This window comes from Rhizobium etli 8C-3, assembly GCF_001908375.1.
Classification (GTDB): domain Bacteria; phylum Pseudomonadota; class Alphaproteobacteria; order Rhizobiales; family Rhizobiaceae; genus Rhizobium; species Rhizobium etli_B.
Genome location: NZ_CP017244.1, coordinates 876,959 through 901,367 on the forward strand (window position 1 = coordinate 876,959; position 24,409 = coordinate 901,367).

General features: G+C 56.2%; 19 protein-coding genes. 2 read left to right on the forward strand and 17 right to left on the reverse strand.

All coding sequences use genetic code 11. The features are described 5' to 3' along the window. Positions 1 to 45: 45 nt before the first annotated feature. The 15 genes from AM571_RS29105 to AM571_RS29170 all read right to left on the reverse strand — a co-directional run bounded on the left by AM571_RS29105 (position 46) and on the right by AM571_RS29170 (position 17,940). The gene (locus tag AM571_RS29105) at positions 46 to 1,113 is read right to left on the reverse strand and encodes a glycosyltransferase family 8 protein (protein ID WP_196776388.1); all 1,068 of its coding nucleotides are present in this window, start codon (positions 1,111 to 1,113) and stop codon (positions 46 to 48) included. Positions 1,114 to 1,169: 56 nt separating this feature from the next. Then, the gene (locus AM571_RS29110) at positions 1,170 to 2,132 is read right to left on the reverse strand and encodes a glycosyltransferase family A protein (RefSeq protein ID WP_081377234.1); all 963 of its coding nucleotides are present in this window, start codon (positions 2,130 to 2,132) and stop codon (positions 1,170 to 1,172) included. A 333-nt stretch (positions 2,133 to 2,465) separates the two neighbouring features. Then, entirely contained in the window at positions 2,466 to 3,764 is a 1,299-nt protein-coding gene (locus tag AM571_RS29115; protein ID WP_074064455.1) for an O-antigen ligase family protein, read from the reverse strand. Between the two features lie 22 nt (positions 3,765 to 3,786). Next, the gene (locus tag AM571_RS29120) at positions 3,787 to 5,076 is read right to left on the reverse strand and encodes a polysaccharide biosynthesis/export family protein (RefSeq protein WP_081377235.1); all 1,290 of its coding nucleotides are present in this window, start codon (positions 5,074 to 5,076) and stop codon (positions 3,787 to 3,789) included. Positions 5,077 to 5,115: 39 nt separating this feature from the next. Next, on the reverse strand, positions 5,116 to 5,796 hold the full coding sequence (locus AM571_RS29125) for a sugar transferase (protein ID WP_074064456.1): 681 nt from the start codon (positions 5,794 to 5,796) through the stop codon (positions 5,116 to 5,118). A 233-nt stretch (positions 5,797 to 6,029) separates the two neighbouring features. Beyond that, entirely contained in the window at positions 6,030 to 6,818 is a 789-nt protein-coding gene (gene rfbF, locus AM571_RS29130; protein ID WP_074064457.1) for a glucose-1-phosphate cytidylyltransferase, read from the reverse strand. 70 nt (positions 6,819 to 6,888) lie between these two features. Next, entirely contained in the window at positions 6,889 to 8,001 is a 1,113-nt protein-coding gene (locus AM571_RS29135) for an NAD-dependent epimerase/dehydratase family protein (protein WP_074064458.1), read from the reverse strand. Between the two features lie 106 nt (positions 8,002 to 8,107). Beyond that, positions 8,108 to 10,498, reverse strand: a complete 2,391-nt coding sequence (locus AM571_RS29140) for an AAA family ATPase (protein ID WP_237358657.1) — start codon at positions 10,496 to 10,498, stop codon at positions 8,108 to 8,110. After that, entirely contained in the window at positions 10,495 to 10,626 is a 132-nt protein-coding gene (locus AM571_RS38080; RefSeq protein WP_257788712.1) for a hypothetical protein, read from the reverse strand. Before AM571_RS38080 ends, AM571_RS29140 begins: the two co-directional genes overlap by 4 nt. Continuing rightward, entirely contained in the window at positions 10,623 to 11,621 is a 999-nt protein-coding gene (locus AM571_RS29145; RefSeq protein WP_074064459.1) for a glycosyltransferase family 2 protein, read from the reverse strand. The genes AM571_RS38080 and AM571_RS29145 overlap by 4 nt, the downstream gene beginning before the upstream one ends. Before the next feature lie 118 nt (positions 11,622 to 11,739). Beyond that, a complete protein-coding gene (locus AM571_RS29150) occupies positions 11,740 to 12,459 on the reverse strand; it encodes a family 16 glycosylhydrolase (RefSeq protein ID WP_237358658.1) in 720 nt (239 codons plus the stop codon). Positions 12,460 to 13,063: 604 nt separating this feature from the next. Then, a complete protein-coding gene (locus tag AM571_RS29155; RefSeq protein WP_074064460.1) occupies positions 13,064 to 13,795 on the reverse strand; it encodes an SDR family NAD(P)-dependent oxidoreductase in 732 nt (243 codons plus the stop codon). Positions 13,796 to 13,801: 6 nt separating this feature from the next. Then, on the reverse strand, positions 13,802 to 15,067 hold the full coding sequence (locus AM571_RS29160) for a DUF4910 domain-containing protein (protein ID WP_155774583.1): 1,266 nt from the start codon (positions 15,065 to 15,067) through the stop codon (positions 13,802 to 13,804). A gap of 41 nt (positions 15,068 to 15,108) precedes the next feature. Next, on the reverse strand, positions 15,109 to 16,347 hold the full coding sequence (locus AM571_RS29165) for a class I SAM-dependent methyltransferase (protein ID WP_074064462.1): 1,239 nt from the start codon (positions 16,345 to 16,347) through the stop codon (positions 15,109 to 15,111). 171 nt (positions 16,348 to 16,518) lie between these two features. Beyond that, positions 16,519 to 17,940: a glutamate-1-semialdehyde 2,1-aminomutase gene (locus AM571_RS29170; protein ID WP_074064463.1), complete on the reverse strand. Its 1,422-nt coding sequence runs from the start codon at positions 17,938 to 17,940 to the stop codon at positions 16,519 to 16,521. A 554-nt stretch (positions 17,941 to 18,494) separates the two neighbouring features. Here AM571_RS29170 and AM571_RS29175 point away from each other — a divergent pair. Next, the gene (locus AM571_RS29175; protein WP_237358687.1) at positions 18,495 to 19,250 is read left to right on the forward strand and encodes a metallophosphoesterase family protein; all 756 of its coding nucleotides are present in this window, start codon (positions 18,495 to 18,497) and stop codon (positions 19,248 to 19,250) included. A gap of 547 nt (positions 19,251 to 19,797) precedes the next feature. After that, positions 19,798 to 21,702 (forward strand): acyltransferase family protein, encoded by a 1,905-nt coding sequence (locus tag AM571_RS29180; RefSeq protein WP_074064465.1) that lies wholly within the window; start codon positions 19,798 to 19,800, stop codon positions 21,700 to 21,702. A 440-nt stretch (positions 21,703 to 22,142) separates the two neighbouring features. Here the strand turns inward: AM571_RS29180 and AM571_RS29185 are convergent, their stop codons facing one another. Both AM571_RS29185 and rfbC read right to left on the reverse strand, forming a co-directional pair. Then, a complete protein-coding gene (locus AM571_RS29185; RefSeq protein WP_074064466.1) occupies positions 22,143 to 23,426 on the reverse strand; it encodes an NAD(P)H-dependent oxidoreductase in 1,284 nt (427 codons plus the stop codon). A 12-nt stretch (positions 23,427 to 23,438) separates the two neighbouring features. Further along, entirely contained in the window at positions 23,439 to 24,002 is a 564-nt protein-coding gene (gene rfbC / locus AM571_RS29190) for a dTDP-4-dehydrorhamnose 3,5-epimerase (protein WP_074064467.1), read from the reverse strand. Positions 24,003 to 24,409: the final 407 nt, after the last annotated feature.

A 24,409-nucleotide genomic window follows, 5' to 3' on the forward strand; every position in this document is an offset into this window, starting at 1 on the left:
TGCGGGTCATGATCAAGCATGTGCGCCTGGAAATCCAGGTCTGCCTCACGCCTGCAACCGGTACCAGTTGACGATGGTCTTGATTTTCCGACGCAGATCCTTGACGAAGTGGACCTCGCCAAGCTTGAGGACCTGGGCCCGATAAGGGGTCTTCTTCAGGTAGCGATAATAGGTCCAGATCAACGGATGCCATCCGTCCGTCGACCAGGGTTTGTTGTGCTCGGTGAAGTGGATGATCTTTGGTCGGCGCCCTTTTTTTATCTCGGCAGCGGTTGCATAGCAGGGCTTTCCTTCCTGCGGCATCAGCATGCGGCGTTGGACGTTCCACAATATGTCAAGCTGTTTCCATCGGCTCCAGAAGACAACGTTCAGCGCGCACTGATCACCATATTCCATGTCGTCGATACGCGTTTCCAAAACGGTAATCACTTTGGAAAGATCGTCACTGGCACGCAGCTTGGCGAGATCCATCAACAGCACACCGGAATTGAAGTAGCCAAGACGCTGGGGCTGCAGCTGAAAGCGCTCGGCGAACACCTCGCCATCCATGCCGACGTCGCAGACCGCGCCAATTGCATGCTCTCCCAGATCGGATGCATAGAGTTCGCGAACATCACCCATGACGACGAGGTCGGCATCGAGATAAAGGACCCGATCGATATCTGGCGGGGCAAGTTCGGCAAGCATCAGTCGGTAGTAGCCGGCGCGGCTGATATGGCGTTTGCCGGGCATTCCAAGGACGCTTGAGCCTTTGATCTCCAGCCAATCAAAACGATGCCCTTCGCCGCAGCGTTCAAAGGTCGAACGGGCCTGGGGGGAAATGCCATCATGGACCACCAGAAAACGGAATTTTGCGCCCGGTGCGTTAGCGATAAGCGATGCCAGCACAACAGCTGCATGCGGCAGGTAAGTGGTATCGAGTCCAAAGGCGATTGCCACCTCCGATGCTGGCGGGCGCGGGCGGCTGTATCGCTGCATTGCTGCCTCAAGTAGAGGTTCGGCAAGGGGGCGGCCGTTCAGGCCCCCGGTGATTGACCGCAAACTGGCAGTCTTCATCGGCAAGGCGCCCATGGTAGGAGATGCCAGATTTCCTTCAAATGCGGGATCACTCATTACCCCTCCATGCGGGAGCCTCATGCTCCTGTCTCATTTCATCGAACGTTCGCCGCTTATTGCCAGCCCGGGTATCCGGTCCAGGCGCGGCGCATGCCAAGCTTGACATAAATCCAGTCCAGGACGGCATCGACGACAAGCAGGCCGTTAACACCAAAGCCGGCCTTTGCCAGTGCATCTAAATGCGGTTGCAGATGCTCGCGACCGCGATCTTCGCGCCACCAGGTCAAAATGCGGCGCACGTAGTGACGGCGAAACGTAAGAAGCTGGCGGCGGTAGTCTGGCCCGAAGGCGACCGGGCCGTGGCGCATGATGAGATCAAGGCCATCGCGCGTCCAGGCGCGGGTTTTGCCGGCATAATGTAAGGCAGTTACCGTATTTTCGTGAACACGGGTAAAGCCAAGCGCTTCATGCACAAAACCGAAATCGCTGATGGCCAGCATCCGGAATACCGTATCAAGGTCCCAACTGCCTTCCATGTCACCAGTGAAAAGTGGTTCGAGCGCGTCAGTCACACGCTTGCGCCACATCATCTGGACCGGCATCAAAATGCCCTGGCGCAGCAGCGCCATACGCATGGCTTCCTTGCCGGAAAACACCGGCTTGCCGGGTGGCCAGAAGAAATCTTGAACGCCACCCGCGCAGTCATGCAGGCTGCCAATGACTCCGACATCGGGAAAGGTTTCGCCGAGTGTCGCCATCTTGGAGATCGACGTCGGGCTGATCGTGTCGTCGTCGCAGAGATAGCGCACATAGACAGCGTCCTGGGGTACGAGGCGATACGCTTGCGTCCAGTTTGCACGCTGATCCAGCGTTTTTTCATTACGGAAGCGAAGGACAGGGATGCGCCTGTTCAAATAGGCGGAGACAATCTCTTCGGTATTGTCGCTGCTATTGTTGTCGAGAACAACGTGAACAAGATTTGGCCAATCTTGCTGCTGGACGGATTCCATTGTTTCAGCCAAGAACCGCCCGCCATTATATGTCGGTGTCACAACGGCGACAAGTGGCATAGACATTGTACATTCCACCACGCGAAAGAAATCCAAAGAAGAACTAAAGCTATGTTATAGTTCAGGTGATATTAGTCAACAATGGCTTGGCTTGGAATCCAATTTATTATTACGATACTGTGGATACGCCGTATAGCTGACTATCAAAGATCTTTTGCGCCGTTCCTGTGCTTCTGATGACGGTTCGGCGTCAGCTTGCCGCCCTTGGGAATACGGCAGGATTTGAAACACAACGCCGCGCCGACCGTTTCGTGAGCGGACGGTGGTACATCGGGCAGACGATAGTCGACAGAACCAGATCAATGCCTTCCATCGGTCGCCTCACGGTTTTTTCGGCGGTCAAGCGTGACCGCCACGGCGAGGCACATGGAAACCTTCTTTGCCAGCGAATTGAGAATAGTACCGCACCGAGGCGCTGCTTGCCGTTCCCGCGACCGGTTTTGCGAGTGCACCGGCACAATAGTAGATGAGGAAGGTTCCGATCGTGTACTGGTTGAGAAAATCCACCTCGAAAAAGGAGCGACCGATGAACAGTATGACGATACCGAAGAGGATCACGTCCTCGTCTCGCGCGCCTGATGACAGGAGGCGTCTGATGTATCCAACGAGGAGGCCAAGAATAACGGCGCCGAGCAAGACCAGCCCGATATAGCCGAGTTCGACCGCGGCCTCGATGTAGGTATTATGAAAGTGAAAGCCCGCACGCGAGGCAATGTAGAATTGCTGCCACAAGACCTCCGGTTGGGAAAAGCCCTGGACCCAAAAACCCTGAAAACCGAGGCCGAAGATCGGTTCGTCGTGTGCGATTTCGATACCGCGCTGCCAAAGATATGTCCGGCCTGTCAAGGTCGCATCCTTGCCGAAGACGCCGAGGATGGCGCCGAACAGCCCGCTACTCAGCGCAATTAGGAGTCCGACGGCTGCTGCTGGAACGATAGACAGGAAGAGGACAGTCCTGTGTCGCGGTGAGAACCGCTTCAAAAAGACCGCAGCGACCGCTACGGCGATCGTTGCGGCGATCGTGATCGTAGACGTCGCCGACTGGGCGGCGTGCAACGAAAAGGCGCCGAAGACGCCGGACATCAGGGCCAGGATGCGCCAGATCATCTGCACGCGCAGAATGAAGACCAGCGAGAAGGAGGCAAAAACGCCGAGCGCGGCAAACATGCCGAGTTGGTTCTTCGACGCGAAGGCGCCGATGAAGCTGTAGACGCCATCAAGAGGATCGTAGCTGAAGTGTCCAAACATCAGTGAGTAGAGCAGCACCAGCGATGCGCCGAGGCTCATTCCCAAAACCATCGCCTTTACAGGCACGACCCGTGCAGCAATCAAGGCGCAGGCAATCGTTGAAAGATATTGGAGTCCGCCGCGCAGGCTGAGCCCCGGAACCGCGGACCAAAAAAAGGACAGGCACGCAAAGATGGAAAAGGCAAAAATCCAGTAGAAAGGCCGTGGATCTCCGATGACTGCGCGCGGATCCATGGCAAGAAGAGGCAGCCACACGAGATAGAACAACAAAATGAAGACAGAGCCAAACAGTTGCGCATAGGCGATGAAAAACATCGTCGCGATCATAGCAGAGATCGCAAAGGGGGCGTTCTGTCCGGGTGATAAGAAAGCGTTGATGCTGATACGCATGCCGACCTGCCGACCCCAAGTCCTATGATTTTTCGTTGGTGACACTGACCTTGACCAAGTCTCCCGGCTGCACGGGGGTCGTTTCGGTCGCTGGAATCTCCTGTATCTTGCTGGCGACTGTGCGCACGATCGAATAGCTGATGAGCCTGTCGGCGTCGCCTCCGGTCAATTGCGAGGCCATTGGCGCATTCACCAGCGCCTCTGCCATCAGTTGGCGATACATCTGAAGCTGCAGCGCATTTTCATCAAGCTGCGACTTCGTTTCCTGCATATCGAGCGCAATCTTGGATTTGCGCTCATTCTTCAGATCGATCGTGTCGAGTGCGGCCTTATTCATCTCCTGCTTGGCGCGCAGCGAGGCAGCATCGAGGTCGAGCAGGTTGCTCTGGGTTTCGGCAAGCGTCGTCTCCAGGCCCAGCGCCCGGGAACTGACTGCCAGGCCCTGATCGACGAGCTTGGCAGTCTTTTCAAGCTCCCGCTTGTAAAGGTCCACTTGCCGTGTCTGGTTGTCGACCTTCTTGCTGAGCGAGGTGATTTCGTTGCTGTAGAGGGTTTGCAGCTCATCAAGCCCTTTGAGGCGAAGGTCGAACGCGTTCCGGTTCGTTTCCATGATTGCTATTTCATCCTCGATCAGCGTTTGCGATTGCGCGATGGCGGCAAGGTCTTGGGGAACCGCAATCTTCTCCTTGCCGGCAGCCTCGGAGGCAAGTCGCGCCTTCTTCGCCATCAGACGGGCGCGCTCGGCGACCAGCACCTCGTAGCTGCCCCTGGCGTTGATGAAGTCCCGTTCGAACCGCTGACCTTCGTGCAATCCGCGACGCATGCCGCCCGCAAGGCTAATCGCTTTGAGAACAGTCATCTCCGGATCGTAGGGGTATTTGCCGGGCGTGTGGACTTCGCCAGCTACGAAAATCGGCCGGAATTCCAGAATCTCTACCGAAGCTTCGGGCGGATTGGCAAGCCCGAAACGCTCCTGGAGAGCGCGTGCGATCTCGTGCGCCACCTCAGAGGTCGAGCGACCGGTGACCTTCAGCTCACCGGCAAACGGCAGAGCGAGATCGCCGTTCGGACCGACGATGTATTCGCCTGTAATACCCGGCCACTCGCGAAACTGCCCCTCGGCAGTTTGCCATTCGACCACGCGGACGGACAGCTTGTCCATGATTCCAAGCTTGTAGGCATCAGCGCGCGCAGCCGACAGCAACGCCGGTTGAACAAGACAGACGACTGCGGCAAGTATTGCAAGGCACAGCCGCGGTAACGCGTAAATGGCGTTAGGCGCGGCAAGTGAAAGCTGACGAACTAACCTCATGGTTCTTTCCTATCTTCGCCTGGCAAAGGCGTGGGCGTGCTAGCGGGCACCCCGTGCGAACAGGACAACCGGCACGGTTTTCAGGATGATCCAGACGTCGCCGACGAAAGACCAGTGCTCAACATACTGGCTGTCGAGCTGAACGCGCTCTTCGTAGCTCGTGTCGCTTCGCCCGCTCACCTGCCACTTGCCGGTGAGACCGGGGCGCGAGCGAAGGTAGTGACTTCCGCGATCACCGTAACGGACCATTTCCTCGCCCATGATCGGACGAGGTCCAACAAGGCTCATATCGCCGCGCAACACATTGAGCAGTTGTGGTAGCTCGTCGAGACTGAGTTTTCGCAGCACCTTTCCGGTGGCGGTTACCCTGATGTCGTGACGCAGCTTGCGCGTCGTCGCCCATTCAGCAAGGGCGGCGGGGTTTTCGGCGAGATAGGCAGCAAGCCGCGCATCGCTCTCGGTAACCATGGTCCGGAATTTCAGGCAACGGAACGACTTTCCGTTGTGGCCAATGCGCTGATGACCGAAAAGAACGGGGCCGCGATCATCAAGCTTTACGGCAATCGCGATCAGCAAGAACAGCGGGGAAAACAGGACGAGCAAAACCAGGGCGCCGACAATGTCAAACACCCTCTTGCGCAAACCGCCCAATGGCCTCATTGGCCACTGGGTGTAATGCGAGAAAATAGAGGCATCGGCTAGATCGATATCATGCTTCATCATGAAGCTCCCCGAAAGCAGAATATTAAGAAATTAGTAACTAAAGTGTTCGAAAAGGCAATAGAAAAAGATCCTTCTTAATTGAAATATACTTAATGTAACAAAGTGATACAGATTGAGTCTGTAGTTCGCGCTGTTCGCAGGCAATTTTCCATTTCGTAGCAGGTATTATTCAATTTCGGTTCGGGTGGGCCAAACCGCAGAGGCGACCTATCGCTCATCAAGGCTTCGTTTCACCCCGGCGTCGGGTCCCAGAGCTTCCATGGCGCATTGCCGCTCTCCCAGGCCTTCTCGAGCACCATTTTGTCTCGCAGCGAATCCATGCTTTGCCAAAAGCCCTGGTGCCAGTGCGAGCCAACCTTGCCCATGTGAAGCGCTCTTTCCATCGGACCCTCTTCCCAAACGGTGTCATCGCCCTCAATGAGGTCGAAGACGTCAGGCTCGCAGACAAAGAAGCCACCGTTGATCAGACCGCCATCGCCAATGCGTTTTTCGCGGAAGGCATGGACCCGAGTTCCGTCGTCAGACAGCCCAAGTGCGCCGTAGCGGCCCGGTTGGCTGACGGCGGTCAGCGTGATCCAGTTAGCGTCCCTCTCATGAAGCTCAATGGTTGCAGCGATATCGGTATCGGAGACACCGTCGCCATAGGTAAGGAGGAACCGCCTGTCGCCGATGACGTCGCGGGCGCGCCTCAATCGTCCGCCAGTCATCGTGTTCAGTCCGGTATCGAGCACGGTGACCCTCCACGGCTCTAGCGCGCGGCGAAGCCACTTAAACTCGCCCGTCGCTAGGTCGACTGTGAAGTCGCTGTTGATCATCGCATAGTTGATGAAGTAGTCCTTGATGTAATCCGCCTTGTAACCGGCAAGCACAACGAAGTCGTTGAAGCCGTAGTGCGAATAGATCTTCATAATATGCCAGATGATCGGCCGCCCGCCGATCTCGACCATAGGCTTTGGCCGAAGCGTAGTCTCCTCCGAAAGACGGCTCCCGTAGCCTCCTGCAAAAATGACAACTTTCATTGCGTCCCTCGTCATTTGAATCGTTGCCCGCCATAGGCGGTTTTAAAGTCACTGTGTCACATGAACCGGTTCAGCCAGACATGGCTTCGCGCGTTTGAAGAGCCGGATCCTTGAAACCAGGAATGGAACCAAGGTCGGACGAATTGGCCGTGTAGCGCAGGTCGGTACCAAGGCTGCCGCCGTCGATTGCCTGTGTAAGCACGTTCAACCGCACGAGTTGGGAAGAGCGGTAATCGGGATCCTTCAAGCCCGCCGCAGCAAGGCCGTTTTTGAGATCGGCAATAGCGCCTGCAAGCGTTACTTCTGGCTGATGGGCCGGTGCCAGACTCCGGTATAGATCGAAATTAACCCGATAAGAGCGCCGGTCCGGTGGAGCGTCCTTGTTGATTTCGACCACCGTGCCCGCAACCGAGGCGGCGACGGCCTCCGCGAGCTCGCGGACCTGATAGTTCCAGTCCTCGGAACCGACGTTGACGGCCAGAAAGTTTGCGCCATCCCGCCTGAGCAGCGCCCATTCGATTGCCCTTGCCATGTCGTTGACATGAATGAGCGGACGCCAGGGCGTGCCGTCAGAGAGGACCGAGACGCGCCCGGTCTTCAGTGCCGAGGCCACAAAATCGTTAAGGACGAGATCGAGCCGGGTACGTCCCGAAAAGCCGCACGCAGTCGCGAAGCGCAACGCGCTGACCGTCATCTGGCTGTTGCGGGCAATCTCGCCAAGCCCGATCTCGGCCGCAACCTTCGAGCGCGAATAAGCGGTCAGAGGGTTAAGATCATCTGCTTCGGTGCGCGCGCCGCCCTCGGCAAAACCGTACATTGAGCAGCTGGAGGCAAATACAAAGCTTCTGACGCCCATCCTGGCGGCGAGCTCGGCTGTCCTGAGTGTGGCACGATGGTTAATCTCGTCAGTCACTGCCTCAAAGCGGCCACCCATCGGATCGTTGGAAACGGCTGCCAGATGCACGACCGCATCGACGCCCTCGAATAGCTCGGCAGGCAGATCGCGGACATCGGCAAAGACCTGACTATTAAGCAAACGCTCAGGCAGGTTTGCTTGGGTGAGGCAGTGCGCGAAAAGGCCAGTATCGACGCCGACAAGCAAGCAATCAGGCATCGCACGGCGCAGGTGAGAGACGACAGCAGGCCCGACATAGCCCATGTTTCCTGTGATCAAGATCTTCATTTTCAAACGCTCCGGAACTGGTAACTGTCATTGAAAATCGGCATGGCGCAAACCAGAATTGCTTCACACCAACATTGCATCGGATCAGTGCTACTTGCGCGTTTCGCTAGAGCTCCTTCGATAGCTGCGCGCGCGACTTTCGCCGCCTGCGGCCTCGCGCCTTCATGATGGGCTCGCCCTGCTCGAGGTAGTAGCTCGCATATCGGGAGTAGAGCTTCTCGGAACTGCCAAGGCCGCCATAGGTCGAAAGCTTCTCCTGATCTGCCTTGTTGAGCACGACCCCCAGCAATTTCGCTGCTATTGCCGGCTCTTGTTCAAGTGTTGACTTCAAAAGGGCTCGTGGTGTGCCTCCCCATTCCGACACGAGCAGGAAACCATCGGCCAACGGCTCGAAAGCCTTGGCGTCGAAGACTGGCCCGATTGGTGGAAGGTCAACGATTATGTAGTCGAACATGGAGCGGGCCTCTTCTAACAGAGCTGCCATGGAAGGACCTGAGATCAGCTCGCTCGTGTTGAAGACCTTAAGCTGGCGCGGTGTCGCGAGAAGGCTCGCACCCGTCTGCGGATCGACAACCAGGGTATCTTGCCATCTCGTTGCCCCGGCCAGCGCCTCCGTCCAGCCGGTCTCAAAGTGGATGCCAAGACCCTGCGTCAGTGATCCGCGTCTGAGATCAGCATCGATCATCAGCACCTTGGCTGGGCTGGAGGCCACGAGCGTCGCAAAGTTTGCCGCGACTGTCGTCTTGCCTTCGCCAGGCAATACTGAGACGACGCCGATGACCTTGCAGTTCTGGCTGCCAAGCATCGTGTCGGTCACGATCTTTGCGTGCCGTAGCGTCTCGGTAAACTTGGTGCCGCCCGATTTGACCGCAAACCGCATGGTCTCGACATCGGGATTGGCGATCAGCTTTCTTTCGTCATCGGGGGAGGGACGCGTGGCTCCAGGGATCGGCGGCAGATAACCGAAGAACTTCAGGCCGAGCGCCGTAAATTCCTCGCCAAGGCGGAACGTGCCTTCCCTAATCTCGCGCCACAGGCCAAGGCCGATACCGAAGATCGCGCCGAGTACCAGCGAGCCACCAAGCGTCAGGGTGCGCTTGGGGCTGGATGCCTCGGCCGGCGGCGAGGCAGGCGAGATGACGCGCGCTTCTGATATCGGAAACGACTGGTTCTGGGCCGTTTCCTGATATTTCGTCAGATAGGTCTTGTAGAGGTCGCTGATGGCTTCGGCGTTGCGTTCGAGGTCCTTCAATTGCACGAGCGATTCATTCGCCGCCGAGGTTTGTCCGGTAATCCTCGACAGTCCCTCCTTCAGCGATGCCTCGCGCGAGAGGGCAACCTCATACTGATTGCGGTAGCTTTCCGTCATCTGCTTGAGCTCTAGAAAGATTTGCCGCCCGATGTCATCCTGCTCCTTACGCAGCGTGATTGCCTGCGGGTGTTCGGGGCCGAAACGGCCTTCGATCTCCTGAGCCCTCTTGATGACCGTCAGGTAGCGCGCTCTGAGCGTCGAAATGACTGTGGAGCCTTCCTGCTCCGAGACGGTCGCGGCATTGTCGACTGCAGTCTGCTGGCCGGCGGCGACGATCGCTTTGTACTGATTGTAAAGCGCGAGTGCCTTTGCGCTGTCCGCCTGGGCCAGGATGTACTGGCCACTGATGTCGGAGAGCTGTTCTTCCGACAAGAGGGCACCTTTTGCTGAAGTGAGGCCGTTTTCCGTGCGGTAGCGTTCGACCTTCAGGGCCGCCTCCTGCGACTGGTCCTTCAGATCGGTCAGCCGAGCGCGCAGCCAGACCGTCGCCCTTTGTGACGCGTCGAAATTGGCATCGAGCTTGTCTGACAGATAGGCTTCGGCATAGGCGTTAGCGATCTGCGCCGACAAGGTGGGGTCCGTCGAAGTGTAGTACAGGTCGATCACGAAACTCTGCGGTTGCTGCTCGACCCTCAAATTGTCCATGAGAACTGCCACGGCAGTGCCCTTGCGCGCATCGAGGCTATCGGCATCTGCCATCTCTGTGCCTATGCCGGCAAACACGTCCATCGCCATCTTGCCAAGGCCCTTGATCTGCTGGGTGACCGAGAGTGGAGGACTTATGAATTCGCGCTTTTCGTAAAGCTTCTGTCTGTCGACTACTTTTGCAGCAAGCGAGCTTGACCTCAAGATCGCCACCTGGCTCATGATCTTCTTGTCAGATTCCATGTTTGCAGGTGCCGGTGAAACGTCTCCAGCAAACCGGCTCAGATTGTCATCGATGAGGACGCTCGTGCCTGCCGTGTAATAATAGGTTGCAAACACCAGACGGGTAACGCCGAGCAGCAGGCCGATGGCGGCAAAAAGGACGACGAGCTTTGCTTGACGCCTGGCGATCTGTATCAGGCGGTCGACGTCTATGAACCTCTCATCGCCGGCTTCCGGCTGCTTGGCCGTGCCCGGCGGGCCGAGATAGGGGCGTAGTGCTTCCTGCATCATCTTTGCCTTGCCTATGAACTCGTTCATTGCGACACCCGCCTAACGGCCGAGACAGGCGTCTGCAGCGCCATTGCCGCTGGCTTGATGCGTGCCGCTCTGAGCGAGCCCCACGGGTATGTGCAAACAGCGATTTCGATGAGAAGTGGCCGGCTCATGAGACGCTCCTTCTTGGACCAAGCGACAGCATCTCGAGCCAGAAACCCGTTGACCAGGCTACATGCATGACCATAGCAAGTAGCCCGGCCAATGGTCCGTGGGGCATTTGCTGGCGCACGCGAAGGTAAAAACCATAGCCGATACAGGTGAACGCCCAGGCGAAAGCTGGGACGATGGCTGCCCAGTAAAACAGCGCGAGCGCAGTGCCGGCAACGGCGGGCGCGACTGTAAGCGGCAGCATTTGGCGCAAGGCTGGCATCGTCTTGTGTTTGCGAATATTGCGCGCCCGTCCGCGGCCGTAATTGAGGTATTGACAAAACAGCGCGCCAACGCTTGCGCGCGGATGATAGATCATGCTTGTCTTGCCGCTGATCCAGATCCTGTAGCCGGCCTTCGTCAGGCGGAAGTCGAGTTCGGCATCTTCATTATGGGAAAAGGTCTCGTCGTAGCCTCCAACGGCGAGAAAGGCGCTGACGCGCATCAAAGCGTGGTGTCCGTGGTCGACGTAGCGACCCGTCGATTGGTTGCGATGGGCAGAACCGCCGTTGCCGATCTTGGAGTTCTGTGCAATCGCCGCTGCTTTCTGGAATGTGTTGAAACCAGTCGTCTCCAAGGCGACGACGACGGAGGCAGCAGCGGTCATCTCGGCATCGGCAATCAGCTGCTGGCAATAATTCCTCGGATATTGACCATGGGCGTCCATGCGGACGAAATAGTCAAAATCACGGCCGTAGCGTGCCACGGCAAGATTAATCGCCGCACTTTGCAGGCGCTTCGGATTGTCAAGGAAGATGATGCGCGGATCGATGGCGCAGGCGGCCTTAATGATATCCTGCGAGCCGTCCTTGCTGCCGCCATCGGCCACAACAATGCGCCAGCCCGGCGCTTGAAGCTCCGTGCTCAGATCGTTCAGAAGCGCACCGATGTAGTTTCGTTCGTTAAGGCATGGAATGACGATCAAGCAGCAATCTTCTGGGCCCCCGTGCTTATTCATCGCGTTCAATCCTGTATGGCAAATGACGAAATGATCGGAAAGTGACCTGATGTCTTGCGAGGCGGCTTTCGCCAAGTGGGATCGTACAGATCGTGGACCAGGTAAAACACAGGCGCCATCAAAGGTTCTCCTGCTGATTTGCAGGGGCGCTGACGGTGATCGTGCCGTCGCAGGTCACAGAGCCTGCAAACAGACATCTTTCGCCCGTAGCGGTAAAGCTCACCCAGTCGACCTGCATGATCACCGGTCCTTTGTAGGCAAAAGGGCCCATCCAGCCTGTCAACGTATCGGTTCCCCACAGGCTAAAGAAGATTTTCTGCCTTGCCGTCGGAATGCGGAGCGGATCGGTAATCTCGTTGACGAGGAGGCCGTTTACGAAGAACCGCAGTCTGGAGGGCTCCCAGGTAAAGGCGAAATGGTTGAATTCCTCGTCGGCCGGACCGGCGAGCGAAACGAGCTTTTCGTTGCCGCCCTTCGCCTTCACATATTGGTTGACCTGGACAGCAGCACTGTTCTTCCCCAGCACCTCGAAATCAATCTCGTCGTGTTCCTCATGGTCGGCGGGGCCAATATAGGAGAAGAACGCCGAGTTGATGCCTGACCCGGTCGCCGTCTTTATCCGTGCCTCGTAGGTACCATAGCCGTAGCGCTGCTTCGTCTGGATTTCTGCGCATAGCAGGGCCTTCTGATCGATAGTGTCCTTTGCGAGCATGAGCGAGGCAAAGCCATCTGCAATCTTAAGCATTCTCGCCGACCAGATGCAGTTCTGGTGATCACCGTTCGTCCAGCCATCTGAAATATACCAGAAGTTGGGGTCGAGGCGGTCAAAGCTCTCCAAGAACGACGCTCCAGGGCGCCCGTCCGCGGCCCCGACGTTAGGAGCAAACCAACATGTCAGCAAGATCAGTGAAAGGATGTGCCGGAAAATGCAACTGAATCCCCGACCCGTAGCTGCACGGTCAGCATGTGAAGATTGATTGAAATTCATAATAGCAACCCGAAGCGAGTACGAGAGACAAATGGCGCGGCGACGTTGGCACTAAAAATTCCAGGCTATACTTCCCGATTCTTTTTTACAGGCAGAATACATGCATTGTTGAATCATTGCATAGTTTTCCTGCCTGATATGCGGCGCCGACGTTGCCAACTTCGACCGCGTTCAACTAATCACGATCGTCTATACCGGCATCCCGAGAACGGCGTAGCAGTATTTGCGGAGACGTTATTTCAGAAAATTGAAAGAGGCAACATAAAATTAACGAATGTGATGGCTAAAAGCTTGATTTTACGCCGTAGATTAGTGTTTGAACAAAGTTCAGCTCCTGTCGTTTCATAATGGTACAGGTAGTCATTCCGAATGCCGGAGAGGCAGGGACGTTTCGTCCGCCATGCGTGCATGCGGTTTATCATGCTGGCGCTGGAGATCATGGCACTGGGAATGCCTAGTCGTTGAAGGTCGGCGTTGTCGGCCGTGCTGGCCGCATGAAAATTTCGGTCACTTCACAGGTGGACGGCATCGACAAGGCTGAGATCAGGTTTGCTGCCACCGATTCCGGCTGCAACAGCTCGTCTGACTGGTAGAAAAGCGCCCTTGCATCATGGATAGTTTCCTGCATCGGCGTTGCGGTCTTGCCGGGAAAGATGCTGAGGACGCGCACGTCCTGATTGTTGATCTCGGCTCTCAGGACGTCGGCGAATGCCTTCAGGGCATACTTACTCATCGTGTAACCCGCAAGATCGATTTTCGGATTGAGCCACACGCTTGAGTTGATGAATGCGATATAACCCTTCTGTCTGGCCAGTGCCGGGAGAAGGAGCTGTGTCAGAACATAGGGAGCGCGCAGATTGACGCGCCAGACGTTATCGAGTTCATCCACCGGGCTTTGCGCAACCGGGCCTGAACGAAAGACGCCAGCACTGTGCACGAGGTAATCGATGCCGCGTTCGCTCACCCGCAAACGGGCGACGAATTCGGCGATGGCCCGGTCATCGGCAAGATCGACGTGATGCCAGCTGATCGATGCTCCATTGCTAAGGGACGACGGAGGGACGCCGCCGCGGGTAAGAGCATGAACGGTCACGCCGGCTCCACCGAAGGCCGAAACGATCGCCTGACCGATACCGCCCGCTGCCCCGGTCACCACTGCCACGCGCCCCTGAAGAGATTTTTCCATGATCTCCTAGGTCCTCTGTGCCGGTGCAAGTAGATCATGGCCAATCAGAAGATCGGCGGCATCGGCGATCAAATCAAACGCAAGACCCGATTTTGTGGCGATATCGAGGAGATCATGTCTGCCGTCCGAGTAGTTTAGAACCCAGAGCAGGGCCATCTGACGTATCTTCGTGTCGGATTTTCCGCCGACGGCATCATAAAGCCCGCGTTTTCCAAGTTGCGGCTCGCACATCGGCGAAAGGTTCAGGAAAGCTCGGTTGCGGTCAAGTGTTTCGAGCACGGAGGCGTAGGTATTGAGTGAGTGGGCAAGCGCTTCAGGCTTGATGAAATCAAGGTTGTCGGCCGACGTATGGTACTCAGCAAACCGCCCGTAGGGTGTGCGCGACAGACAGCCGAAGGGAAGGTTGATGCCAGGTGAGCTGAACTGCCTTTCGTCATAGCCATAGGGAGCAAACGCCATAATCGAATGGGGTTGTCCCGCTGACTTCAGCACATGTTCCACAACCCGATCGATCTCAGCCGTCTCGTGACGGCTCTTCTTATAATGAAGCATCCCGGGATCGCCGAGGTTGACGGCAATAAGACCATGTCTGATGCACGACAACCGCTCGCGGTTCGTCGAAAGCCAGGCAATCGAACCGATGGTGCCCGGAATGAAGAGCAACCGCACGGAATAGCGCCGCTGTGCCGCCATCAAAAGCTTGGCAAGCTCGACACAGACGGCGATGCCCGACAGGTTGTCGTTGGCAAGTGATGGATGGCAGATATGGGTCGAGATAACGATTTCGTCGGTCGTGGTACCGGGGATGAAACATTCGCCCCACAGAAGTTCGCCATCTGAAAGTGTTGAGTCTATCAGGACCTCGTAGGTTCCTTCGCTCATCGCCTCCAGGGCGTTCTGGGAGAGGCAGAAGCCCCAGTCTGCCTTGTAGTAGGTCGTCCGGTAGGGGATCCAGGCGGGATGGGCGGGGTCGGTGTGCAGATGAAGCTTCAGTGCATTAAGCGGCAATGTCGCGCGGATCGGTCGGGAATAGTTGACGACGTGCAGATTGCTTGCTTTGAAGTCGATGATCCGGTTGCCCTTCTCGTCCTTCACATAGGCATCGCGGATGCTCCATTCCTGCGGGACGGTCCAGTCAAAGATCTGCGTGCCGCTTGCTATGCGATGAATCGTAACCGGAATTTCCTGCCTGATAATCTCAAGGGTCTCGACGACGCCCGGACCGGTGATGCTGCGACAGATCGGAAAAAGTCGCTCGATGAGGGCAGCCATCCGCGCGCCGGCAGGCTCCTTGTCTGTCGCGCTGACGGCGCTCAAGCAACGACCTCGACATTGGGAAGCGGAACGACAAACTGGCTGCCCAAGCCTTTGAGCTCCGACATTTGGCTGATGATCTCATCCTTGATGTTCCAGGGCAGGATCAAGACGTAATCGGGCTTGGTTTCTGCAATCTTTTGTGGTGCGTGGACCGGGATGCGGGTGCCCGGAAGCAAGTGGTTCTGCTTGTGAGGGCTGACATCGACAGTATATTCGATAAGATCCGTACCAACGCCGCAGAAATTCAAAAGCGTGTTGCCTTTTGCCGGAGCACCATAGGCGACAACGGTCTTCTTGCTTTCCTTTGCATCGATCAGAAATCGCAGAAGATCGCGCTTGGAGCGGTGGACCTGCTCGGAAAATTTGCTGTAGCGTTGGATAGAATTGACGCCGCCTTCAATTTCGCGGGCACGCAGTTCATCTACACGCACCGAGACCGGCTGGCTTTGATCTTCGGCGTGGCGAGCATAAATGCGCAACGATCCCCCTTGTGGAGCGATCTCGTCGACATCGAAGATCGTCAAGCCGTGGTGGGCAAAGATTTTCTCGACACTAAAAAGTGACAGGTACGAATAGTGCTCGTGATAGATCGTATCGTAGTAATTGAGCTCCAGCATCTTCATGAGATGCGGAAACTCGATCGTTGCGATGCCGGTTGCCGACAATACGATCTTGATGCCGGCAACAAAATCGTTGATGTTGGGGACATGCGCCAGCACGTTGTTGCCGATCAGCAGGTCGGCGGTGAGACCATCGCCAACCAACTGCCGTGCCGTCTCCACACCGAAGAACTGTACCCTGCTCGGGATGCCGGCCTCTACCGCGACAGCCGCGACGTTGGCACATGGTTCTATGCCGAGCACCGGAACGCCGCGTTCCTTGAAGTTTTTCAAAAGATAGCCGTCGTTGCTGGCAATTTCGATTACCTGGTGGCCCGAGTCGAACTGAAACCGCTCGACCATATGATCAACATATTCGCGCGCATGTTTCAGTACCGAGGCCGAATAGGAGGAGAAATAGGCATACTCGCTGTCGAAGATGTCTTCGCGCGGCGCCATGGGAGGCACCTGGACCAGGAAGCACTCGTCGCAGACGAACGCATGTAGTGAAAAGAACGGTTCGGCGTCCTGCGTTTTGTCGACGGCGATATAGGAGTTTGCAAGCGGTGACGCGCCAAGGTCGACGACCGTCTGAGTGAGAGCGGTGTTGCAAAACCTGCAGTTGAATGAAGCCATGATCTTCGTCCCCCTAGACGAAACGATACGGTGAAGAATTGGTTGAAACGCGGCTCCAAGAGACGTTTAGCTTTGCGGATCGGTTTGCAGAAGAACAACTGCCGGCAAAGCATCGTCCATGAGTTTCAGGCTTCTTGGAAATGATACGTGGTGAAGCATCGGCAAACCTCCCTATCGGCCAGCAGTGGCAAGGCGCGTCTCGCGCCGTTTGACGCGACGATCTAATTCAGGCACCAGAGCGGGAACAGCGTCAGGCTCCGTTGTCATGCGGTTCGTGGCGCGGAACACCACCTCCGATGGTCGCCCGACCAGATAACTGGATACGCCGTTTTCAAGGGCATTGCGGTAAACGCCGAGCGCGCCATCGACTGCATCGAGCGTCTTTGCAATCTCGGGGTCGCCGTGCGTGTAACTGACAACGAAGGAGGGAGCGAGAACGCCGCGCTTGATCAGTTCCTGCAGAAACAGCGTGCGGAACGCCTGGGAGGGACGACCATCCTCATCAAGCGTTGCGTAGACGAGGTTACTTGCCAACCCGAAGACGCTGAAATGATTTCCTATTCCATGGCTGGCCGCAATCTGCGAAATGCCTTGTCGAAGCGCCTCGCCTTTTTCATAAAGGTGCTCGATCACCGGCTCGTCACGATAGATCTTCATCGTTGCAATTGCCGCCGCCATGGCGTGCGTTTCAGCGCCATGAGTGGTCGACAGCAGGAAGACCCGTGGCTTCTCGCGCTGATCTATACCGCCCAGCTCCATGAATTCGCGCTTTCCCGCAAGTGCGGAGACCGCAAAGCCATTGCCCATCGCCTTGCCGAAACAGGATAGATCTGGCTGGATATCGTAAAGAGCCTGCGCTCCGTTCCGATGCCACCGGAAACCGGTTATCATCTCGTCCAGGATGAAAAGTGCTCCATTGGCATGACAAAGATCACGCAGACGGTGCAGGAAATTATCCTTCGGCGGTTCGCCTTTCGATGGCTCAAGAATGACAGCCGCGATCTTACCGGGATGTTGCTCAAACAGTGCTCTGGCACTGTCAATTTCATTATAGCAAAACGATAGCGTCATATCCCGTACGGCTTTCGGGATGCCGGCATTCATGGGCGTTGTCCCGATAAACCAATCGTCGGTCGAAAAGAACGGGTGATCGGCACATCGAGCAACGAGGTCGCGCCCGGTGACGGCTCTTGCCAAACGGATTGCGCCAGAGGTCGCATGTGATCCATCCTTGCAGAATTTGACCATTTCGGCGCCTTGGATCGTCTCAAGAAAGATTGCTGCGCAATCCACCTCGATGACTGCCGGTCGCGTGAAGTTCGCGCCGTTTTTCAGCTCCCGCTCGACAGCGCGCAGGACCTTTGGATAGGCGTGGCCGAGGGAGACTGCGCGGTTTCCCATGCCAAACTCGATATACTTGTTGTCGTCGACATCGAAGACATAGGCGCCGTGCCCCCGGGCGATGAAGCCCGGCGACAAGACCGGATACTGATCGTCGCCCTTTGCATAAGTGTGCGCTCCTCCCGGAATCAACCGTCGGGCTCGCTGACGCAACTCATTCGAGTGCTCAAAGTTACTAATGAGGCTGGTCACCGGTTTCTACCCCTCCGAAAACACGTCGCACGCCGTTGCAAGAAGCGTTGGAGGACGTGTCTAACGACATTTTAAAATGGCTGAGCGGGGAAGGGTGACCGTGGGATGTCCCAAGCGCGGGAAGGCCATGCCTTGAGATATCAAAGCGGCCAAAATTCTTTCTGAAAAACTGTTGAGCCAGCCGCATATATTGCAACGCTAGCCAAATTGAAATCATGCAACGGTCGCATGATTTCAAGTTCGTCAGGTACACACTGGATACACTCAAGTACACTATACTCCACTGCTACTGTTCAAGAGTTATCACCAAAGCAACAACATGTAAATGACAATTAATGAGGAGTTAAAATTGCAATCACGCTGGTGTATTTGTGTGCTTTGATATTTGGTGCCAATGGCATTGCGTTGGATGAAGCATGCAATTGTAACCAAATCCCATGGAGTTGTACCAAAACGGGATTCGGGAATTTTCCCCTTTGGGCTTCAGTTAAGATTCTTCCTGTAGGGAGATTTGAGTCCTTGTCATTTTCGGTGGATGAATGTTTCACTTCCCGATGCGTTGGCGCCGCAATCCGAACCCGCAGTCGATCGGCAGGCAAAGGCTCTTGTGGCTCGATAACGCCTTCGATGCGATCTACGCTGTCAGCGATATACACGGTTGCGCTGATGAACTGGCAGAAGCAAAACGACGCATAGACCATGACGCTCGGGCCTATCGTGGCCCAAAGCTCCTCGTTTTTCTCGGCGACTACGTTGATCGCGGTCCCGCCAGCAGCAAGGTCCTCGACATGCTTGGCGCAGAGCCGCCTGATGGCTTCATGCAGGTCGCGCTTTCGGGCAATCACGACGACGAATTCGCCCGAATGTTCCGCAAACCTTCCATCATTGGCGATTGGCTCGACTTCGCCGGGACCGAAACGCTTGCTTCCTACGGTATCGACGTTGCGCATGTCATCAAGACGAAAGGGACGCGCGGCCTTCAAGGCCTTGTCGCGGATCGCGTGCCAGAAAGGCACATCGCCATGATCGAAATGATGCCGGTCTCGCTTCAGATCGGCAAATTGCTCTTCGTGCACGCCGGCATAAAGCCTGGCGTCGATATGTCCAAACAAACGGATATGGATCTCATGTGGATCCGCGAGCCGTTCTTAAGCGAGGGCCCGCGTCGGCCGCTCTTCGTGGTCCACGGGCATACCCCTGTCCTGCAGCCGACCTTCGGACCGCAGCGGGTTGCCATCGACACGGCGGCGGCGGCCACTGGCCACCTGACGGTGCTGAAGATCGCCGAGGAAAGCTTCAATTTCATCTGACACGGGCTGGACCCTTTGGGTGGGTCTGGCCGCGCAGTCGCCCAGGTGTCGCGATGTTCGCAGCCTCGTTAAGAACGATGCCGTCGGCGGCGTTGCCGTGAAAATCGACGGCATAGCGTCGCGGGACGCCTGCACGCAATGACATCTCTCGTCTGAAATTGCGAGGGATGACAGGCCATCACTCTTCACTGTTTAGCCGTTGAAGACAAATTGCAGGGCGCATTGCCGACAGATTCTGGCGATCGCCGGCCACCCTTGCGCCCGCTGTTCAAGCGCATGGCGAAATTGGCAAGAGGGGCAAGGTGTGACTTTGAGTGAATCAACCCAAGTTCTTTAGGAGAGGCGCGGGCCGCTTCGACCGGTGAAGTAAGTCGCCGACGTGCGAACACCAACAGCTACCCAGGAAAACCGATGAACAAATAAGAAACCATGTTACACGGGACAGATAAGCAAGTTTCTCCGGTTTAACTGTTCTATTGACACCGTCTTCTAAGCTGATAACCCATGACTAACAAAACTGAAAATCCTTCTACGAACTAGGATATTCATGAAATATCGGCCGGAGATTGACGGGTTACGGACGATAGCAGTTATGCCGGTGCTGTTCTTTCATGCCGGAGTCACTGGATTTTCTGGCGGATTCGTCGGCGTCGACATTTTTTTTGTTATTTCCGGCTTCCTCATAACAAGAATTCTGGACGAAGATCTCAAGAATCGTCGCTTTTCCATACTGACATTCTACGAGCGGCGTTTTCGCAGGATCATTCCGGCACTGGTTTTCTATATTTTACTGACGGCGATCGCCGCCTACATGCTTTTCCTGCCGCCATTCTTCGAAGACTTCGCCCGAAGCCTGGTGGCCGTCGGGACGTTCACCTCAAATATCTATTTCTGGAAGTTCTCAGGTTATTTCGAAAACAGCGCGCTGTTACGTCCGCTGCTGCATACTTGGTCGCTTGCGGTCGAAGAGCAGTTCTACATCTTCATGCCGATCGCCATGTGGCTGCTCTACAAAGTGAACTTCCGGGTGCGATTGGCGGCATTCGCACTCGCCTTAACACTGTCCCTGGCTTTAAGCATCTATGCAATCGACGTCGCACCGACGGCAAATTTCTTCCTCTTGCCGACACGAAGCTGGGAGCTGTTGATTGGAAGCTTGCTGGCGCTTTGGGGCGGACAAAGCACGCTGTCCTACCGGTCAAACAGCGCCGTTGCGATCGGTGCGGCGATCTTGATCCTCTATTCGGTATTTGCCTATACCGATGCGACCCCATTTCCCGGGCTTGCAGCGGTTTTGCCATGCGCGGGCGCAGCTCTCATCATCTATACAGGCGGCCCGACCCGTTCCGTGGTTGGAAAAATCCTTGCGAGCGCGCCGTTCGTGTTCATCGGCAAGATTTCCTATTCGCTCTATCTGGCGCACTGGCCAATCACCGTCTTCGTCCGATACGTGACCCTGGAGGAGCCCAATGGGCTCCACGCCATGGGCATCGTCGCCGCGAGTCTCCTGCTTGCCATTTTCTCCTGGCGCTTTGTCGAAACGCCATTCCGTCTGCAGACCGTGAGTTGGACCCGGCGCGCGCTCATAGGCTCAGCGCTTGCCAGCATGACGATCGTCTCGCTGTTCGGTTACGCGGGGGTTGCCGCTCATGGCTTTCCCCAGCGTTTTCCAGGCTATGCAACAAACGTCGAAGCGCGCATGCTTGACGTTTCAGCAGTTGTAGCGAGCGCGGATACGACAGTGCAGGCCGGCCAGACGTGGCGGAATGGCACGTGCTTTTTCGAAGACGACGATGGCTTTAAAAAATGGCTCCCCGAAAATTGCGCTTTGACGACAAGCACCGGCGATGTCGCGCTTTTGTGGGGGGATTCCTATGCCGCCCACTACGCCCCCGGGATCGTCGCCAACGCTGCGTCCATTCCTGGCCGAGTCTATGAGTATACATTTGCCGGCTGCCCTCCCGTCCTTGCCTACTACTCCTACGCCAGACCGAACTGCCAGGCATTCAATCAGAAGGCTTTAGACATCATCCGCTCACTCGACGTTAAGACGGTCGTGCTCTCGGGCCGGTGGGTTGATTTGCAGCGCCGGGGGCTGGAAATGCTCGAAGACACCGTCAGACAGCTTCAGGCGGAGGGCGTCCGGGTGATAGTGATCGGGCAATCGCCAATGTTTGTAACCAATGTCGACGTCATTGCTTTTAAGAAGGCCGCCTCCGGCCAAAAAGCGGCCTCCTGGTCAACCGTGATCGATCACGATTTCAACGAGCGGCTGCGTATTGCTGCGGGCGGCGCCGATTTCGTTGATCCGATTGCAATGGATTGCACAGCCGGCGAGTGCCCTTACATTGACGATGGCAGAATGCTTTATTTCGATTCCGGCCACCTGTCGAATTTCGGCAGCGCTCGCGTAGTCGAACGCTATTTCCCGCTCGTATCCCGTGTCAATTGAAGTAAGCGCCGGTTGACTTTCGGCCGGGCCACCCCAGGGCCTTGCCCACTCCGCTTTTTTTCAGGCTGCAAGGGCATAACTCCTTCCCTCAAGCCTGGGCCTCTTCGTCAGGTGATCGTTGTCGCCAGTGGGTCGCGATGTTTGGTCTGAAAAGAACGGATTGATCTATCTTTCGAGCGCGGTCGCGACTTCGATCGGAGGGAAGGCCGAACGGGGATTTTCGCATTGCAGGAGAAGAGCGACGATCGCCACGCCGAATAACACATCCCAAGTAAGATGGAGTACGACGCGTTGCAAAGGAAGAGCAGCATGCTGGACGGCTGGACGATTCTTCGCCGCTCATCACCGCGGCAAGGACGAGTACGCCGAGGGAACAACCCCATTGAATCAGCCATATATATGTTGATGCAAGGGCCGCAGCCCGAGGCCCGTCTCCAGCACTACGCGGCAAACATCTCCGCCTGTTCGCGGCGCAACAGATCGATGGTGCGGCCCGCCGGTAGCACCACATCGGCATAGGTAAGGACTTGATCCTTCGCTACGGCGTGTTTCACGACGCATCCCTCTGCAACCCCCATGGGCAGCAGATCCTGAGCACTGGCGACGTCGATGCGCTCGCACTGGCCATAGCTCATGTAGCCGCCCAAACCGTCGATCGTTTCGCCAGCATCAAGGTCGCGCTTCGCAGTCGCCACAACCTCGACCTTTGGCCCTTCCAGTGGCTGAAGCACCGGATCGCGTAAAAGTACAACTCGAGCCACTGAGAGGGGGACCTCAAAATGGCAGAGATGGTACGGTGTGTAAAAGCTATAAAGCGGGCCGGTTCCGAGCTTGTAAAGGTTCAGGTAATGCTGTTGCTTCGGATCGTCGTGATAGGCGAGAACAAAGACACCCGGACCTGGTATCGCTCCCACAACATAATCGACAGCTCCACCTACGGCTTTCAGTGCCTCAATGTCATACGCATTGACGAGTTCATCGACATGGCCACGATGCTCGAGACCCATCATGCCGCGCTTCAAAATGGACATACCAGTGCCGTTGGCGACGATAGCTTGCTCGAAGCTAATCTTCGTGCCATCAGCGAAGCTGGTGACCATATGCGGGTCCTGCCCCCATTTTGCCGCGAATGCGGCCTGCGTTGTCGGTGTGCGATAGGGATCCTGCAGACCCTTGATATTGCCGCACACCAGCGGCGTTAGCCCGATGGATTTGACGAAGCGCCACAAATTCATCTGGACCCCGGGCTGGTCTCCATCGCAGGCCGTGAAAATAACCCCTGCCGCATCGGCCTTTTTCTTGAGAAGCGGGCCGACCGTACCGTCCAGTTCGGCGTTCATCGTCACCATGTCGCGACCGTGCGCGATTGCACCTAAGCTGACATTGGCGCCATATTCGATCGCACCCGTCGCATCGATCAGGCAATCCAGGTCACCCGACTCATAAAGCAATGCTGGATTGTCAGTGACGGCCGGCACGCCTTCGGCAATCAAGTCGGAAAGCTTGCTGCTATCGGAAGCGTAGGATGCTTCAAGGCCGGCATCGCGGTAGGCCAATATTGCCTTTTCCACGTTTCGGTTGCAGATCACGCCAAGGACCATTCCTGGCACGGAATTGGAGATCTGGTTGACGATGCCCTTGGCCATAAAGCCTGCGCCATACATCCCGACCCTGATGGGACGGCCATCCTCTTCCCGCTTCTTCAGGAGCGTGTCAATCACCATCAAAACCTCCTGCTAGACGCCGCGTAGGCGTTCCACGCCATGAAAATCCTCGTCGAAGTCGGGCCATTTCGCGTCTTTCTCCGAAATTATGGCCCCTTCAACCGGCCAGGCGATGCCGAACTTCGGATCATTCCAACGCACACCGCGCTCCGAATTTGGATCATAGAATTCGCTGGCAAGGTACAATGCTTCGGTGTTGGGCCTTAGTGTTACAAAACCGTGGGCAAAGCCGCGGGGCACATAAAATGCCAGCCGGTTCTCACCCGTTAGCTCAACTGCGTGCCAACCAAGGTATGTCGCCGAATTGGGTCGCAAATCGATGATGCAATCCCACAGTGCTCCGGAGAGGCACCGGACGATCTTAACTTCTGGCGAGGGCGGGAGTTGATAGTGCAGTCCACGCAGGGTGCCTGCTTCGGCGTTGAACGAGTTATTGACTTGTACGAAGCGGCCTTCGAGGCCGGCATCGGTCATTTCTCTTTCGCAAAAGACGCGCTGAAACCACCCGCGTTCGTCGCCGCGCGGTTCCGGCTCGATAACGTATGCACCATCCAAAGGCGTCGCGTGAAACTTCATGCTGCTAGCCTCGTATCCCTCTGTTTAGCGGCCAGCTGCGATGCAGCAGCCCCCGACTGTAGAGCGATGACATTCTGAGCATCCTTGGATGGCTCGCAAAGATTAATCTCGATCATGTGCTCTTCACGCTGCTCCGGAAGTTTAGTGTGCATTAGCGATAAATTTATAACTTTTAAAGTCAACAAAATACACACCTCGTACAAATACAATGTCAATACAGGGGGGTTATGTTAAAAGAATGACGATCGAACTTTGAAAGAAGCAAGGAACTCTGGTAGAAACAGTGTCTTAAACGTCTGTGCTAATTAAAATCGATACTTGCCAATATCGACAATACCATATCGTTTATTCCACCGTGCTATATGCTACCTTCCGCCATTACGCAATGTCAACTCTTAAGACTTATT